The sequence below is a fragment of the Clostridium sp. BJN0013 genome, assembly GCF_040939125.1.
In the GTDB taxonomy this organism is placed as follows: domain Bacteria; phylum Bacillota; class Clostridia; order Clostridiales; family Clostridiaceae; genus Clostridium_B.
On record NZ_CP162495.1, the window covers coordinates 3786291 to 3800180 of the forward strand.

Below are 13890 nucleotides of genomic sequence, written 5' to 3' on the forward strand. Positions count from 1 at the left end.
TCAACATAGGTAATCTAAAATTCATAGATTCAGTGCCATAATCAGTATGAGCCTTAGAAATTTCAATTCCTTATAAGTAGTCTAAAATTTCTAATTGCGTATTTACAATTATGTTATTAATACTTAATTTCAATTCCTTATAGGTAGTTCAGAGATATCTTTTTATCTTTATAAGTAATTTAAAGAATATTCACAAAATACAAATAATTTCATATTATATTATATAAAGAGATCAATAAGCTATTTTAAGTTTTTACTAAAGTATGGACACTATTGTAAACGTATGCTTAAATGCTAAAATTAATAAAAAGGAAATTTTCATCTAAGTATGAAGTTATTATAAGACCAGCTAGTAAAAGTCAATAGTTAATTTAAAAAATTTATTTACTAAATTTAAGAGCAAAAAAGAGCATGGCAAACAAACCATAAAAAAATACGAACTATGGCAAATTTTTACTAAAACTAAATTGGAAATAATTTATCCAATTTGGACCATAATTAATTTGTCTAAGTGGTTAAGAAACTGATCTTGAAAAATTAGTAACATACATTTGGTTGTGCAGTTTTGGTTCACGAATTTCATAAGGCTTTTGATCTCTAAGAACTGCAAATATGTACTTTACAAGTTTGTGCATAATTGCACAAAGAGCAACTTTCTTCTTCTTACCATTTAAGTTTTTATTGCGATACTGGTAAAGAACACTGTTAATTGGTTTACCAGTTTTGGATTTTCTTATTGATGCAAGAGCAGCAGCATAAAGTGCTCTTCTACCAAAGCGTGTACCACGCTTGGACATTTTATTTTGGTCACTATTAAATTTCCCGGATTGACTAACTGAAGGGTCAATTCCAAAGAAAGCAACCATTTCTTTTGGATGCTTGAACCTTGTAGGATCGCCTATTTCACTCATTATGGTTACAGCTGTAATAAAGCCTATACCTTTGAAAGAAAGAAGCAATGCTATGTTGTTCTTAAATGAAGCAGGTGTTGAGTCATTTTTAACTGCTGATTCTATTTCATTTACTAGAGTTTCAATTTGTTCATTAATGATGTTTAAAAGCTTTATATTTATGCCTATAGTTACTTTAAAGGAATTATTGGTTATTCCTATTTGTACAGCACTTAGTGCAGCGTTTAAAAGTTTGTTATATGTGTTTGTACACCAGTCAATTGATTTACAAGAATTTTCCTTTAGTAAAGCAATTAAATCATCTTTTGGTGCATCAACAATTGCTTTAGGGGATGAAAATTTACTTAAAACTGCTAATGAAGTAACACCAGCTACGTCAGAAAAAACATTATGATATCCAGGAAAAAACGTTCTAAGATCAGAAGATAACTTTTTCTTGAACTGGGAACGGTTATCTATAAGGCTGTAGTAATCACGACAAAGTGATCTTACAGCAAATATTGGGATATCTAAATAATCAGACATTTTTATATTTTGAAATTTTGCTATGTTTGCAATAGTTAAGGCATCCATTTTATCATTTTTCACTTTTCTTATTCCTAAATTTTTGTTACTATTAGTAATAAGAGGATTTATAACGAAAGTTTCTAATTCGTTATTCTTTAGGAAGTGGAAAAGAGTTAAATGGTAAACACCAGTTGATTCCATGAAAAGTGATGGTTTCATGGAGAACTCTTTTTCCACTTTTCTCATTTCTTTGAGAAGATAAGAGAAACCATCAGAAGTGTGCATTATCTTGAAAGCCTTTCTATAAACTGCTCCATCAGGGGCTAGTATTGCAACCATAGAATAATCAGCAGAAACATCGATACCTACTACAGGTAAATTAAAAAATTTTGACATTGTAAATATCTCCTTTTCATATATTTTTGAAGATAGAACAGAGTATCCATACCTAACAGTGAGCTAACAACCTCGTTTGTGACACGAGTAATTCTTCCGCAAGGGAAGAAACTCAACCAGCTAAACATCTAATCTCACTGATGGAATGATACGCTTTTTCACGGGTATAGGAACTCCGAAGGAGTCCTCCCAGGAGGAATACATCTAACCTCTATTCAGAAGATATTATACAATGATTTAACTATTAATCAAGTTACCCTTGTGGAAGATACACTCTTATTATTTTTAGACTTACTAAAGGATATTGCAATTTCCAGAACGGAACTTGAGATGTACGAACAATAATTAATTTATATTTATAAATATCCGTTAGTAGAGATGATCTAATCTCTATTGATTGGTACAACTATATTATACGAGGAGGTATATATTTATGGCAAACTTAGATTCTCTGGATCAAAAATCACTAGAAAAAAATCATACTATACTACAGTCAACCGAAGAATTAAATAAACTTAATAGCTCCGTACCAGAAGATAATAGTTCTGTATCAGAAGATGATATATCGCCTATATTATTAATTTTGTGTACAGCTATTCCTATGATCATATTAATTATATTATTTATATAGAGCCTTAACAGGTTCTTTTTTGATTGATAAACAGTGTTCTTAATAATATAAAAACATAGTAAATTGAGTATAATAATTAACACCCATAAAAACACTTTAATATCATCTCAATATGTTTTAATATAATTTATAAAAATTTTATCTAATATTTAAAATATAGTACCTCTTCATTTCAAAAACCTACGTTCGTATAATAGGCAAAAAAACATAGTGACCGCTAATAAATTAATTTTGTATTACTTTATCTTCTAACAGTTACTCCAATAGCTTAAATGTCCATTCCACCTTTGATGTATAAACTTAACAGTCCATCACTGCAGCAGATACTGTCAAACCCCATACGTCCATAACAGAGTCATATCCCAATATATAAACAGACATATCCGTAATTAAATCCACCACTTCCGCCACAGCAGATTGAATAATGGAATATGATAATTATTACCTATATCTCTAAAAGTCTACCCGCACATACTGTCAATCAAGTCAGAATCTACGCAGACAGGATCTACTGCAATATATCTGCGAATAATCTCTGTAAGTTTCTCAACGGTGTTTTTGGAATAAACAACGCGAGATGGATTGTTAGGAGAATTAATCAATACTGCTGCTACCTTCTCAGTTAACATTTCTTCAAAGAGAGTAAAATTAGCCTGAAAATTTTCCACATTTGGAGGGACTACTTTCAGTACAGAAGCACCTGTTAAATCAATATAAGGATGATACTCAGGAAAAAAGAGGGCAAAGATAATCATTTTGTCTCCAAATTCCATTACGCACCTATTGCATAGGCTATGGCATCGGTAGTCATAAAAATATGGTTTTCAGTATAATTCATATCAAAATACTGGTTTAAAAATTGTGCTATTTTTTTTCCTGACAGATGGAATTCCCAAACTTGGACTATATCCATAAAACTCTGCAGAACTTTTACTAAACAGTATTTTAATCATACACAAGTAGACTCTTCTAGAACAGAAACAGTTTGAAATCATTATGTTTCCTCCTTAATTTTTATAATCCGTTGACAATATGTTTAGGATGCTGACCTTTTAATGCAGCATCAATATTAATCCAGTTTCTCCTATGTGCCTGGTAGAAGTAACTTGTAGTAATTCCACCGATATGTGGTGAAAAAATTATTCTGTCAGCATATTCCTCTGGCAAATTTAAAAGTATGTTATCCCGCGTTGTAGGCTCTGGAGACACGGTATCTAAGCCGGCACCTTTAATCTGTCCGGATACAATAGCCTGGTAGAGTGATTCATTATCAATTATTTCCCCCCGAGCTGTGTTGACTATATAGGCCGTCGATTTCATTTTACTTAGAAATTCACTATTAATCATTCCTGTAGTTTCAGTGCTCACAGGACAGTGAATACTAATAATATCGCAGATATGTGCCATTTCACCCAAATCCATGTAAGATACATGATATTCTTTTTCCACATCTACCGGTTTTCGGGTTTTAGTGTAATAGTATATCTCACATTCAAAGGGCTTTAGTCTTTTTGCTGTTGCCTTTGCGATATCACCTAATCCAATGAGGCCAATTTTACAATCACCCAGTTCTGTGATACCTTCCACCATCATTTTTTCCTTCATATATATTTGTTTGCCTTCCCTCTCTGTGCGGTCACCAACAATAATGTTACGAAGTAAAGCCAGCATTAAAAGTACTGTCTGCTCTGCTACAGCACCTGCATTTGCACCTTTGCAGTTGCAAACGTATATTCCTCTTTCTTTTGCAGCCCAGCAATCAATACCATTAAATCCCACGCCTTCCGACTGGATTATTTTTAAGTTCGACATCTGACGGATAACATTTCCCGAAAGATTTGCTATAGGATCAATCGCAATAGCATCTGCGTCAGAAGCAGCTTCTAACAATTCTTTGTCACTTGCACCACAAGGGCAGAAAACCATAGTAATCTCTTTCACAATATTCAAGTCGGGCATATATTTTTTATATCGATCTTCATTTCCAATAATCAAAATTTTCATACTGTACTCCTTTGCATCTTAAATAATTTAATAATATAAATCCTCTGGTAACTAAAGAGTTAAGTAAAAATTTAATTTTTTAACTCAATTGCAAAAACTTTATATACGGGTATAAGGCAATAGTATTTCAGTTACATATTTATCTATATCATTAGTAATACCATAATTAATTAGTGTTACTTCAATAGAATCGTCTGTTAGTTCATAATCATGTCTTTTCATATGTGCAAATAATTTTTTATAGCAATCTGCTGCATCCACATGAATTCCTTTAAAACGAATTCGTAAATATCTTCTTGATGGAAAAGTGGTTTCAAAAGTAATTATTTTATCTTCATCTTCAAGAACTATAAAAATACCAGAATACGTGTCAAACTTATGGCTTTTAAACTTGAAACAGAAATAGGAATATCTATTTTCTTCAAGAAAATATCTCCATCTATACCATAGTTTATAAGTAATTCTAATCGGGTATTCTATGTCGTCACCAAGAGAATATTCACGGCTTAAATAAGCCACACGCCATCCTAGAAGTTTTACTGACCTGTACTCGAATTGATGAACACATATGAGTTAGCTATAATAATCATATGGAGGAGATAAGAAATGTCAGGTAACGGTAATAGGTATAATGCAGAATTCAAAAAAGATGCAGTAAGACTTGTACTGGAAGAAGGAAGATCTGTCATAAGTGTATCAAAAGATTTAGGAGTAAATGCTCAAACCTTAAGAAACTGGATAAAAAACAAAAAGAGGATAGAGGATCCTTCGAGCTCAAGAATGGATGAGCTTGAGAGGAAACTTAAAGAAAAGCAGAAAAGAATAGATGAACTTGAGGAATCAGTTGATATACTAAAAAAAGCTGCTGCACTCTTTGTCAAAGACAACCGAAGGTAATCTATAAGTTTATAAGAAGTCAGCGTGACAAACATTCGGTTACAAAGATGTGCAGGCTATTCAATGTGTCATGCAGTGGATATTATCTGTGGAATAGTCCAACAAAGAGCAAAACAAAAGCTGAAAATGAGCAGATACGGAAGATAGCACAGGACAGTTATCATAGAAATCATGGAATTTGCGGACTTGACAAGCTTCTTAGTGATGTAAGAGAGAAATTTCCACACTGCAGCAGGCAAAGGCTTTACAGGATACAAAGAGAAAATAGACTTTACTCCATAAGGAAAAGGAAATTCAAGGCAACTACATACTCTGCTCACAAACTTCCAACAGCTGAAAATCTTTTGAATCAAAATTTTAAAGTTGAAACTCCAAATTCTGTATGGGTAACTGATATCAGTTATGTTAGTACACGTAAGGGTTGGTTATACCTTGCGACTGTAAAAGATATATGTACAAAGGAAATAGTAGGCTGGTCAACAGCAGATAATATGAAAACATCGCTGTGTATAAAAGCACTTGAAAATGCTATAAAAACAGGCCTGCACCGGGATTGATACACCACTCGGACAGGGGGGTACAGGTGCGACAAGAAGTCGCGTAATACATTGTCGTAAGACTGCCCCATCCATTCGGGGTAACTCTATCGTGACTAGCGTGAATGGTAACGTTTGGGTTAGAAAGCTCACGAGACAATGTGGAAGTTCGAGTAGCCTAAGCTGGGACAACTGCTAGAGTAAGAATGCTATGGAGAACGTAAAGTGAATCATTGTAGGAATCGTTACGCTGGAGAAAGCGAAATAGGCTGAAACGCTTTGACCAAAATGGTAAGGAGTCGAGCAAAGGCCAACTGTTAAACCAATGCGAATGGATAAAGAACTCCCGGTTTAAAGATGACTCCTAAGGCATTTACAATTATGTATTATGTGGAACTTGGTAAACCCTATATGTTCCTCCATCGAGAGGTATCTAACCGTAAGGGGCGAAATGACATAGAGGGCAGAAGAAAAGGATAAAAAGCGAATGCTGATTTTGTAATGAAAACAGATAAGGGTTCAAAATTTGCCCTAATTCGAAAGAGTGCAGACTTATCCTATGGTATTTCTTAGCAGGAAAGGAGTATATATTTATGAATTTTAGTAATTCAACGACGGATAAAACCGAGAGACTAAAAGACACGAAATCACTTGAATTTCAATGGGAAACAATTGACTGGAAACAAGTTGAATTCGATGTTAATAGACTACAAACCCGAATCGCTAAGGCAACAAAAAAAGGGGACAATAATAAAGCCAAAAGATTACAATACTTATTAACCCACTCTTTTTCAGCTAAGGCTTATGCTGTAAGAAAAGTAACAACAAATAAAGGGAAGAATACGTCTGGAGTAGACAAAAAACTATGGTCTACCTCTGCTTCGAAGATGAAAGCTGTGCTTTCACTTACTGACAAAAACTATAAAGCAAAACCTTTAAGACGAGTATACATCGAAAAGAAAGGTAAAAAACAGAAACGTCCATTAGGTATACCAACAATGTATGATAGAGCAATGCAAACATTATATGCACTAGCGCTTGAGCCAATCGCAGAAACAAAAGGTGATTCCATTTCCTTTGGATTCCGCCGTGGACGAAGTGCAAAAGATGCCTGTGAGCAGATATTTTGTGTATTAGCTAGAAAGTGTTCTCCGACATGGATACTTGAAGGCGATATTAAAGGTTGCTTTGATAACATTAACCATGAATGGTTACAAAACAATATACCAATGGATAAAATTATTATGAAGCAGTTCCTAAAATCGGGATATATATATGAAGAAAAGCTGTTCCCAACGGAAACAGGGTCGCCACAAGGCGGTGCAATCTCAAGTATATATGCAAATATGACATTAGATGGACTCGAAAAAGTGATTCAAGATAAATATCATAGAAATTCAAAAGGTAAAATAGAAAATCATTACAGAGCCAAAACTAAAGTGAACTTGATTCGGTATGCTGATGATTTTGTTATTACTGCAAACTCAAAAGAAATTGCTGAAGAACTTAAAACTACTGTTAGTCAATTCCTCCAATCAAGAGGTCTAACACTATCAGAAGAAAAGACTACAATCACACATATCGACAAAGGGTTTGACTTTCTTGGCTGGACATTTAAGAAATACAGTGGGAAATTAATAGTTAAACCTTCTAAAAGTTCTATTAAAAACATAATTAGGAGATGTTCCACAATAATCCTTAAGGAGGGGAAAGCTAGCACCCAATCTGACTTAATAAGAAGGCTTAATCAAGTCATAAGAGGTTGGACAAATTATCACAAACACGTGGTTGCTAGTAAAGCCTTTTCAAATATTAACAACACCCTTTATCACTTACTACAGCAATGGGCAAAACATAGACACCCAAATAAGAACAAATGGTGGAGACTAAATAAATACTGGCATGAAAAAGGTTGGAAAAGATGGCTTTTCAAGACGGACGAGTACAGTCTAATTAATTTGAGACGGATTAAAATCGTCAGATATCCAAAATTGCAGATCATAAAAACACCTTTCTTAGACAAGGACTATTTTGATAAAAGAAAGATAAAACTGCATACATTTGTTGCTGCCTGAAAGGGTGAAGAAATGCTTGAGCCGTATGAGCGGGAAACTCTCACGTACGGTTCTTAGATGAGGGAAAGGGAGCAATCTCTTTTTCTTAATCGATTACTGCAGCAGTGAATATCAGAAATTTTTAAGGGAAAATAAAATAATATGCAGTATGAGCCGCAAAGGTAACTGTTATGATAATGCATGTGCTAAAACATTCTTCAGCACCATAAAGTGCGAACTGCTCTACCAGAGGGAATATAAAACACGGGAAGAGGCAAGGCGTGATATATTCTGGTATATTGAAATATATTACAATAACCAGAGGAGAAACCAGGCAATTGGCTATAAGGTACCATCTCAGTTCAGAAAAGAATTTAATATTTTAATGGCATCATAGTTGATTTTAGGGAAAATACTATAGTCAATAATAACAATAGTAATTATGCGATATTGAGAGAATTTCTAACTATAAAGTGTCCACTTTTTCGAGAAAAGCTCATACCTCCTCAATAGTATCCAATGGAGTATTAGTAGCATCTTTAATTTGCATTAAGCGACGAGATATTTTGCGCTCAATTTGCTCCAACTCTCTCTTTGTTTGAACAATTTTAATCTGCTATCTTTCCAATATTTCAACTAGAGTGTCTATTTTACAATAGTACTTTATTGAATTCAATCATTCAAACTGTGGAGTTAATAATAACGGTAGTTGGTTTGCTTATCTGTATATTGGCGTTTCAAGACACTAATTTCATCATAATATCTAAGTGTTACTTAAAGTGGACCCTTTGTCAAGACAATTTTTTAATATATTTATAGTTAGCTCAATAAACAGAAATCTAATAAAATATATGGATATCTAACCTACGGACAGCTAATAACCATATAAATGGGAATTAAAATTTGTATAGAAATATTCTGAAAATAATAAAAAGCACCAATTCATAGTATAAAATTGATTTGCAGCACAATTTTACTAGAAAAGGTGGCTTATTATGATCAATGATCAAGAATATATTACTACAGAATTAAAAAAAATACTAGAAAAAATGATAATTTTATCATCATACCGTTTAAATAACTTAATAGCTATAGTTGTAGGAATAATAGTTTCACAGTCAGTTATATTATCCAAAATATCTCAAGAGCTGAAGGATTCCTATTCTTCAGGTACAGAAGAAAGTAAAATTAAAAGATTGAGAAGATTTTTAACTAACAAGGCTATTAATTGTGAGAAAATATATGAATTCTTCGCATATAGGTTACTACAAAAGTATAAAAGTCATTCAAAGAAAATATATATAATTTTTGATCACACAACTATTATAGATAAATTTGTTATATTACAGTTTTCTTTAAAAGTGGGAAGAAGGGCAGTTCCCCTGTGGTATAAGATGTTCTTATATAAAGATGAGGGAAGTAAAGATTTCAAGTATATTAAACAAGGACTTAATTTTATACATAAAATAGTAGTTCCCTATAATTTTGATGTTACAATTTTAGCAGACAGGGGATTTAAAAGTGTCGATTTGTTTAAGTTTATAGATAAGACTTTAAAATTCAAGTATTGTATCAGGTGTACAAAAAATTTAAAAATATCAATATGCGGTAAACCAAATATAAAAAAGCTGGGAAATATAATACCTTTAAAGGGAAAGACAAGACACTTTTACAATGTAAAATTAACATCTAAAAAATATATATGCAATCTGGCAGTCTGCAGGGCAGAAAGTTCTGATGATACCTGGTTCATAGCAAATAATTTAGAACAGACCTTTTCAATTAGAGAATATAAAAAAAGATTTGATATAGAAGAAATGTTTAAAGATTTTAAATCTGGTGGGTTCAATTTAGAAGGTACCTGGACACATAATATCCAGTATGCAAGAACCTTATATTTATGCATTTGTATAGCTTACTGCTGGATGATAACCCTTGGAACATCTTGTACAAAAGATAAGAAAAATAAACTTATTGGGGCTACAAAAACATTGAGAGACAAACAGGTAAGAATCTACAGCTTATTTAGGGCTGGAGTTAAATGGTTCAAAAGATGTTATTATTCTTTAAGAAATACCTATTATTTAAAAATTGCTTTTACATTATATGAATATTAGTTCCTTTTATTTACATTGACATAAAACACTGTTATAAGTATAAATTTATACTTACATTTTAATCAATTTATTCAATAATAATCAATTAGGAATATGATTAAATCCTTGAGTATAAACATCAACATCAATCATTATACTTTAATGGAATTTTATATAAATTTACTGTCCGTAGGTCAGACCATAAACCCAAATCAACTAATTCTTTTTGTCCAAATTTTAATTTAATATTAATTATACTCAAGCATTACATCACATATATACCTGTTCTTTTGTTGCAATCTAAAAACGCATGATTCTTCATTATATTAAAACATATATTAGCATATTTAAATTCAATAGTTGGATATAATTCTTCTCCATAAAATGTAGCCTTAGAATTTTCTATTCATGATTTCAAAAGTTCCATATCTTTAAGCCCCTTCAAACCACCTGTAATATCTATCATCTTATCATGCAATTTAATATATATTTTACTGAGATACATTTTATTTATCTGCTAACTCCTTAAATACTTCTATATTTTCTATTAAAATTCTATCGGGAATTTTATCAAGTATTTGTTCGTGAGATACAGCTTCTTTGGCAAATTCTTCAAAATTCAAAAATACATAATTACAGATTTATTCTCATCAACTATCTTAGAGCTACTTTAGAAAAATTCTGATTAACTTCTGATATTGAAACTATCTTCTTAGTATTTACTAACATTAAAAACCCTCCTTAACATTGTGGTACTTGAGTATTCATTTTAAAATAATCCTCCTCTTAATTTTAATTCTTCAATTAATTTCTTTGTAGATATATCTTTTTAATTCATCCTTCTCACCTCACCCTCCTACGGCAGTCTTCATAAATTTTTTATATCATAAAATGAGAAGTATTCGCTTCTCATTGCTTTATTTTTATTTAATTTTTTGTCTTGAGTAAGCTTTTCTTTCAGAATTTCTCTTATCTTCATACCTATCACTTTCCTATTAATCCACAGGTCATCAATAGCTTATCCACAGATTGTCAATATTATTCATAATATTCCATCAAGTAAACTTTTAGAACAAAAATAAGCACCCTAAATGATGGATGCCTACTTTGTGCCTAAAAAGTTTATTTTTTATGATTATGTGGTATCAACATAATCATATTGTATATAAAGATTGTTATGTAAAAATATTTCCCTCGTTAAGTCTTTGTTAAAAAGGCACCTGACTAAAAACTAAATGTCTCTCTCCGCACAAAATAAGTACCCTAAATAATGGGTACTCATCTTTTTATCTAAATTTTAATAATTTAGGATATTTTTATTATGTACCAATTATTGCAGTAATATGTATTAAATATCAAATAATGTTTGTATTTTAAATACTTTAAACATAAAAATAAGTACCGGGGTTAAGTGTAGCACTTATTCTTTATATTGAATTTAGAGTTAGATTTAAATAGTGGTTGCATTTAAATTTAACGTGCCCTGCAACCACAGACACAGCCTTACATATCTTCAATGCCTGGGATATTATATACTTTACTATGTATTATATTTTATATTCATTAATTGTTATAATATTATTTATACAGGTTAAATAAATATTTACACATATTAAAAGACACCTGAACTTAATCAGGTACCTCTAAAATTATATACAATTTTAACTATACTTTAAATACTTTATACATAGAGAAATAAGTAGCAATTTATTATTTTAGGTACTTATTTTCTGTAATAGTTCGCAATGTGTGTGATAAAAAATTTAGAACTTGGAGATTTTTATTAAATTGTATTGCACTTATAATAATATACAATTTAGCATATATACAATCGTATTAATTTAAAAGAACTTTATGAATAAAGATAATTTTTTTATAGCAAAAGGCACCTAGATTTCCTTAATTTTGAGTTTAGTAGTTTATCAGCTTCCTTCATTTGATTTATATAATTGTCAATATTTCTAATTAAATGACCATGTCTTATATCAAACATTGGAGCAACTTTTCTACTGCTTAAAGTAATTTTTTTCAGGAATTAAAGCATTTAAATTTAGCATTTATTTAAAGTAAGTAAAATATTTTTAGGTAGAAAAAAAGGAAAATATACCAGCAATTACCTTGCTAATAGGCCTTTTATTTATACTAAAGACTTTTTATAATTAATATTGAGAAAACAAACTTTTTTACGTTATAACAGGTAAAATTATTTTTATATAATTTTTCCATATAACAACACTTTTAAATGGTTTAACTTTCTTTCAGAGCTATATTGCTTATTCTGTGATCTAATATAGGGTATTTGTCATTTATTTCTTTATTATTGTGTTAAATGATGGGTACTTATTTTTTATCCAAATTTTAGTAACTTTGGTTTTTAGTAACTTTGGTTGTGTTGTTCTTATAAAAACTTCTGTGGGTTGTGTTATTTTGCATTAAAAAAGACCTTTACACATAAGCAAAAGCCTTGATATTGGCGCACCCAGCAGGGCTCGAACCTGCGGCCTCTGGATTCGAAGTCCATCACTCTATCCAACTGAGCTATGGGTGCTAATTTTATTCTAAAAATGCAAATGGAGCGGGTGAAGGGAATCGAACCCTCATAACTAGCTTGGAAGGCTAGCACTCTACCATTGAGTTACACCCGCATAACTATTAAATACTTTCTTTATAAAATAATACCACAAAAAAGAAATATTATCAAACATAAATTACCTTATTTCTATTTAGTCAAATGGTCGGGGTGACAGGGATTGAACCTGCGACCTCATGGTCCCAAACCACGCGCGCTCCCATCTGCGCCACACCCCGTTACAAAACTGGTACACTATTGGGGCTTAAACTCCAGATAACCTGATTAAGAATCAGATGCCCTGCCAGCTGAACTAATAACGCATATCTGGTGCGTCTTAAGGGATTCGAACCCCCGGCACACGGCTTAGAAGGCCGTTGCTCTATCCAACTGAGCTAAAGACGCACGTTTGGAGCGGGTGAAGGGAATCGAACCGTCATAACTAGCTTGGAAGGCTAGCACTCTGCCATTGAGTTACACCCGCATGAAATTCTTCTTTATTTGGAGCGGAAGACGGGATTCGAACCCGCGACGTTCACCTTGGCAAGGTGACGCTCTACCACTGAGCCACTCCCGCAATATATATAAACGTATACTTTCCACACTATTTTAATTAGCTATAATAAAAACACATTATTAATAAAATTGGTGCAGATGAAGGGAGTCGAACCCCCACGCCATAGGCGCTAGATCCTAAGTCTAGTGCGTCTGCCAATTCCGCCACACCTGCATTTAAAACAAACATAAGTCAAACATTTTTGAACACCAACTGGTGGCTTACCGGGGAATCGAACCCCGGACACCATGATTAAAAGTCATGTGCTCTACCAACTGAGCTAGTAAACCATTGGCTGGGATGGCAGGATTTGAACCTACGAATGGTGGAGTCAAAGTCCACTGCCTTACCACTTGGCTACATCCCATTAAATTGGGGTGAGCGATGGGACTCGAACCCACGACAACCAGAACCACAATCTGGCGCTCTACCAACTGAACTACGCTCACCATATTACTTTGGTACGCCATCGGGGACTCGAACCCCGGGCAACCTGATTAAGAGTCAGATGCTCTACCAGCTGAGCTAATGGCGCATACTTGGTGCGTCTTAAGGGATTCGAACCCCCGGCACACGGCTTAGAAGGCCGTTGCTCTATCCAACTGAGCTAAAGACGCACGCTTGGAGCGGGTGAAGGGAATCGAACCCTCATAACTAGCTTGGAAGGCTAGCACTCTACCATTGAGTTACACCCGCACAAATTACTCCATAAGCAAACTAAACTCGGATAGCT

General features: G+C 32.8%; 11 protein-coding genes, 14 tRNA genes and 1 pseudogene. 6 read left to right on the top strand and 20 right to left on the bottom strand.

Annotated elements, in window-relative coordinates; all coding sequences use genetic code 11:
- Positions 1-515: 515 nt before the first annotated feature.
- Positions 516-1814, bottom strand: a complete 1299-nt coding sequence (locus AB3K27_RS19515) for an IS110 family transposase (RefSeq protein ID WP_368487541.1) — start codon at positions 1812-1814, stop codon at positions 516-518.
- Between the two features lie 433 nt (positions 1815-2247).
- On the opposite strand from AB3K27_RS19515, the gene AB3K27_RS19520 reads away from it, so the two are divergent.
- Positions 2248-2445 carry a hypothetical protein gene (locus tag AB3K27_RS19520; RefSeq protein ID WP_368488985.1) on the top strand — a complete coding sequence of 66 codons (198 nt, stop codon included), beginning with the start codon at positions 2248-2250 and terminating at the stop codon, positions 2443-2445.
- 461 nt (positions 2446-2906) lie between these two features.
- On the opposite strand, the gene AB3K27_RS19525 is transcribed toward AB3K27_RS19520, so the two are convergent.
- From AB3K27_RS19525 to AB3K27_RS19540, 4 genes are all read right to left on the bottom strand, one after another.
- Complete coding sequence (locus AB3K27_RS19525; RefSeq protein WP_368488986.1) at positions 2907-3218, bottom strand: aminotransferase class I/II-fold pyridoxal phosphate-dependent enzyme; 312 nt, start codon at positions 3216-3218, stop codon at positions 2907-2909.
- On the bottom strand, positions 3218-3358 hold the full coding sequence (locus tag AB3K27_RS19530; protein ID WP_368488987.1) for a hypothetical protein: 141 nt from the start codon (positions 3356-3358) through the stop codon (positions 3218-3220). Before AB3K27_RS19530 ends, AB3K27_RS19525 begins: the two co-directional genes overlap by 1 nt.
- 101 nt (positions 3359-3459) lie before the next feature.
- Positions 3460-4449, bottom strand: a complete 990-nt coding sequence (locus tag AB3K27_RS19535) for an NAD(P)-dependent oxidoreductase (RefSeq protein ID WP_368488988.1) — start codon at positions 4447-4449, stop codon at positions 3460-3462.
- Between the two features lie 99 nt (positions 4450-4548).
- Positions 4549-4968: a GyrI-like domain-containing protein gene (locus AB3K27_RS19540; protein WP_368488989.1), complete on the bottom strand. Its 420-nt coding sequence runs from the start codon at positions 4966-4968 to the stop codon at positions 4549-4551.
- Between the two features lie 87 nt (positions 4969-5055).
- On the opposite strand from AB3K27_RS19540, the gene AB3K27_RS19545 reads away from it, so the two are divergent.
- From AB3K27_RS19545 to AB3K27_RS19565, 5 genes and pseudogenes are all read left to right on the top strand, one after another.
- The gene (locus AB3K27_RS19545; RefSeq protein WP_368488990.1) at positions 5056-5346 is read left to right on the top strand and encodes a transposase; all 291 of its coding nucleotides are present in this window, start codon (positions 5056-5058) and stop codon (positions 5344-5346) included.
- An 11-nt stretch (positions 5347-5357) separates the two neighbouring features.
- Complete coding sequence (locus tag AB3K27_RS19550) at positions 5358-5903, top strand: IS3 family transposase (protein ID WP_368491292.1); 546 nt, start codon at positions 5358-5360, stop codon at positions 5901-5903.
- Between the two features lie 572 nt (positions 5904-6475).
- Entirely contained in the window at positions 6476-7957 is a 1482-nt protein-coding gene (ltrA, locus tag AB3K27_RS19555; RefSeq protein WP_368488991.1) for a group II intron reverse transcriptase/maturase, read from the top strand.
- Between the two features lie 94 nt (positions 7958-8051).
- Positions 8052-8333, top strand: a pseudogene (locus AB3K27_RS19560) (IS3 family transposase); the annotation flags it as partial.
- Positions 8334-8931: 598 nt separating this feature from the next.
- A complete protein-coding gene (locus AB3K27_RS19565) occupies positions 8932-10053 on the top strand; it encodes a transposase (protein ID WP_368488027.1) in 1122 nt (373 codons plus the stop codon).
- A 244-nt stretch (positions 10054-10297) separates the two neighbouring features.
- Here the strand turns inward: AB3K27_RS19565 and AB3K27_RS19570 are convergent, their stop codons facing one another.
- The 15 genes from AB3K27_RS19570 to AB3K27_RS19640 form a co-directional block, all read right to left on the bottom strand.
- Entirely contained in the window at positions 10298-10438 is a 141-nt protein-coding gene (locus AB3K27_RS19570; protein ID WP_368491293.1) for a Fic family protein, read from the bottom strand.
- Between the two features lie 2065 nt (positions 10439-12503).
- A tRNA-Arg gene (locus tag AB3K27_RS19575) sits at positions 12504-12580 on the bottom strand.
- Positions 12581-12603: 23 nt separating this feature from the next.
- A tRNA-Gly gene (locus tag AB3K27_RS19580) sits at positions 12604-12677 on the bottom strand.
- An 87-nt stretch (positions 12678-12764) separates the two neighbouring features.
- Positions 12765-12840 (bottom strand) — tRNA-Pro (locus AB3K27_RS19585).
- A 9-nt stretch (positions 12841-12849) separates the two neighbouring features.
- Positions 12850-12924, bottom strand: a tRNA-Lys gene (locus tag AB3K27_RS19590).
- Between the two features lie 5 nt (positions 12925-12929).
- Positions 12930-13006: transfer RNA gene (locus AB3K27_RS19595), tRNA-Arg, on the bottom strand.
- A 5-nt stretch (positions 13007-13011) separates the two neighbouring features.
- Positions 13012-13085: transfer RNA gene (locus tag AB3K27_RS19600), tRNA-Gly, on the bottom strand.
- An 18-nt stretch (positions 13086-13103) separates the two neighbouring features.
- Positions 13104-13178, bottom strand: a tRNA-Gly gene (locus AB3K27_RS19605).
- 69 nt (positions 13179-13247) lie between these two features.
- Positions 13248-13331, bottom strand: a tRNA-Leu gene (locus AB3K27_RS19610).
- 40 nt (positions 13332-13371) lie between these two features.
- Positions 13372-13447, bottom strand: a tRNA-Lys gene (locus tag AB3K27_RS19615).
- Positions 13448-13449: 2 nt separating this feature from the next.
- A tRNA-Gln gene (locus AB3K27_RS19620) sits at positions 13450-13524 on the bottom strand.
- Positions 13525-13530: 6 nt separating this feature from the next.
- Positions 13531-13606: transfer RNA gene (locus AB3K27_RS19625), tRNA-His, on the bottom strand.
- Positions 13607-13616: 10 nt separating this feature from the next.
- Positions 13617-13692, bottom strand: a tRNA-Lys gene (locus tag AB3K27_RS19630).
- Between the two features lie 5 nt (positions 13693-13697).
- A tRNA-Arg gene (locus tag AB3K27_RS19635) sits at positions 13698-13774 on the bottom strand.
- A 5-nt stretch (positions 13775-13779) separates the two neighbouring features.
- A tRNA-Gly gene (locus tag AB3K27_RS19640) sits at positions 13780-13853 on the bottom strand.
- Between the last annotated feature and the right edge of the window lie 37 nt (positions 13854-13890).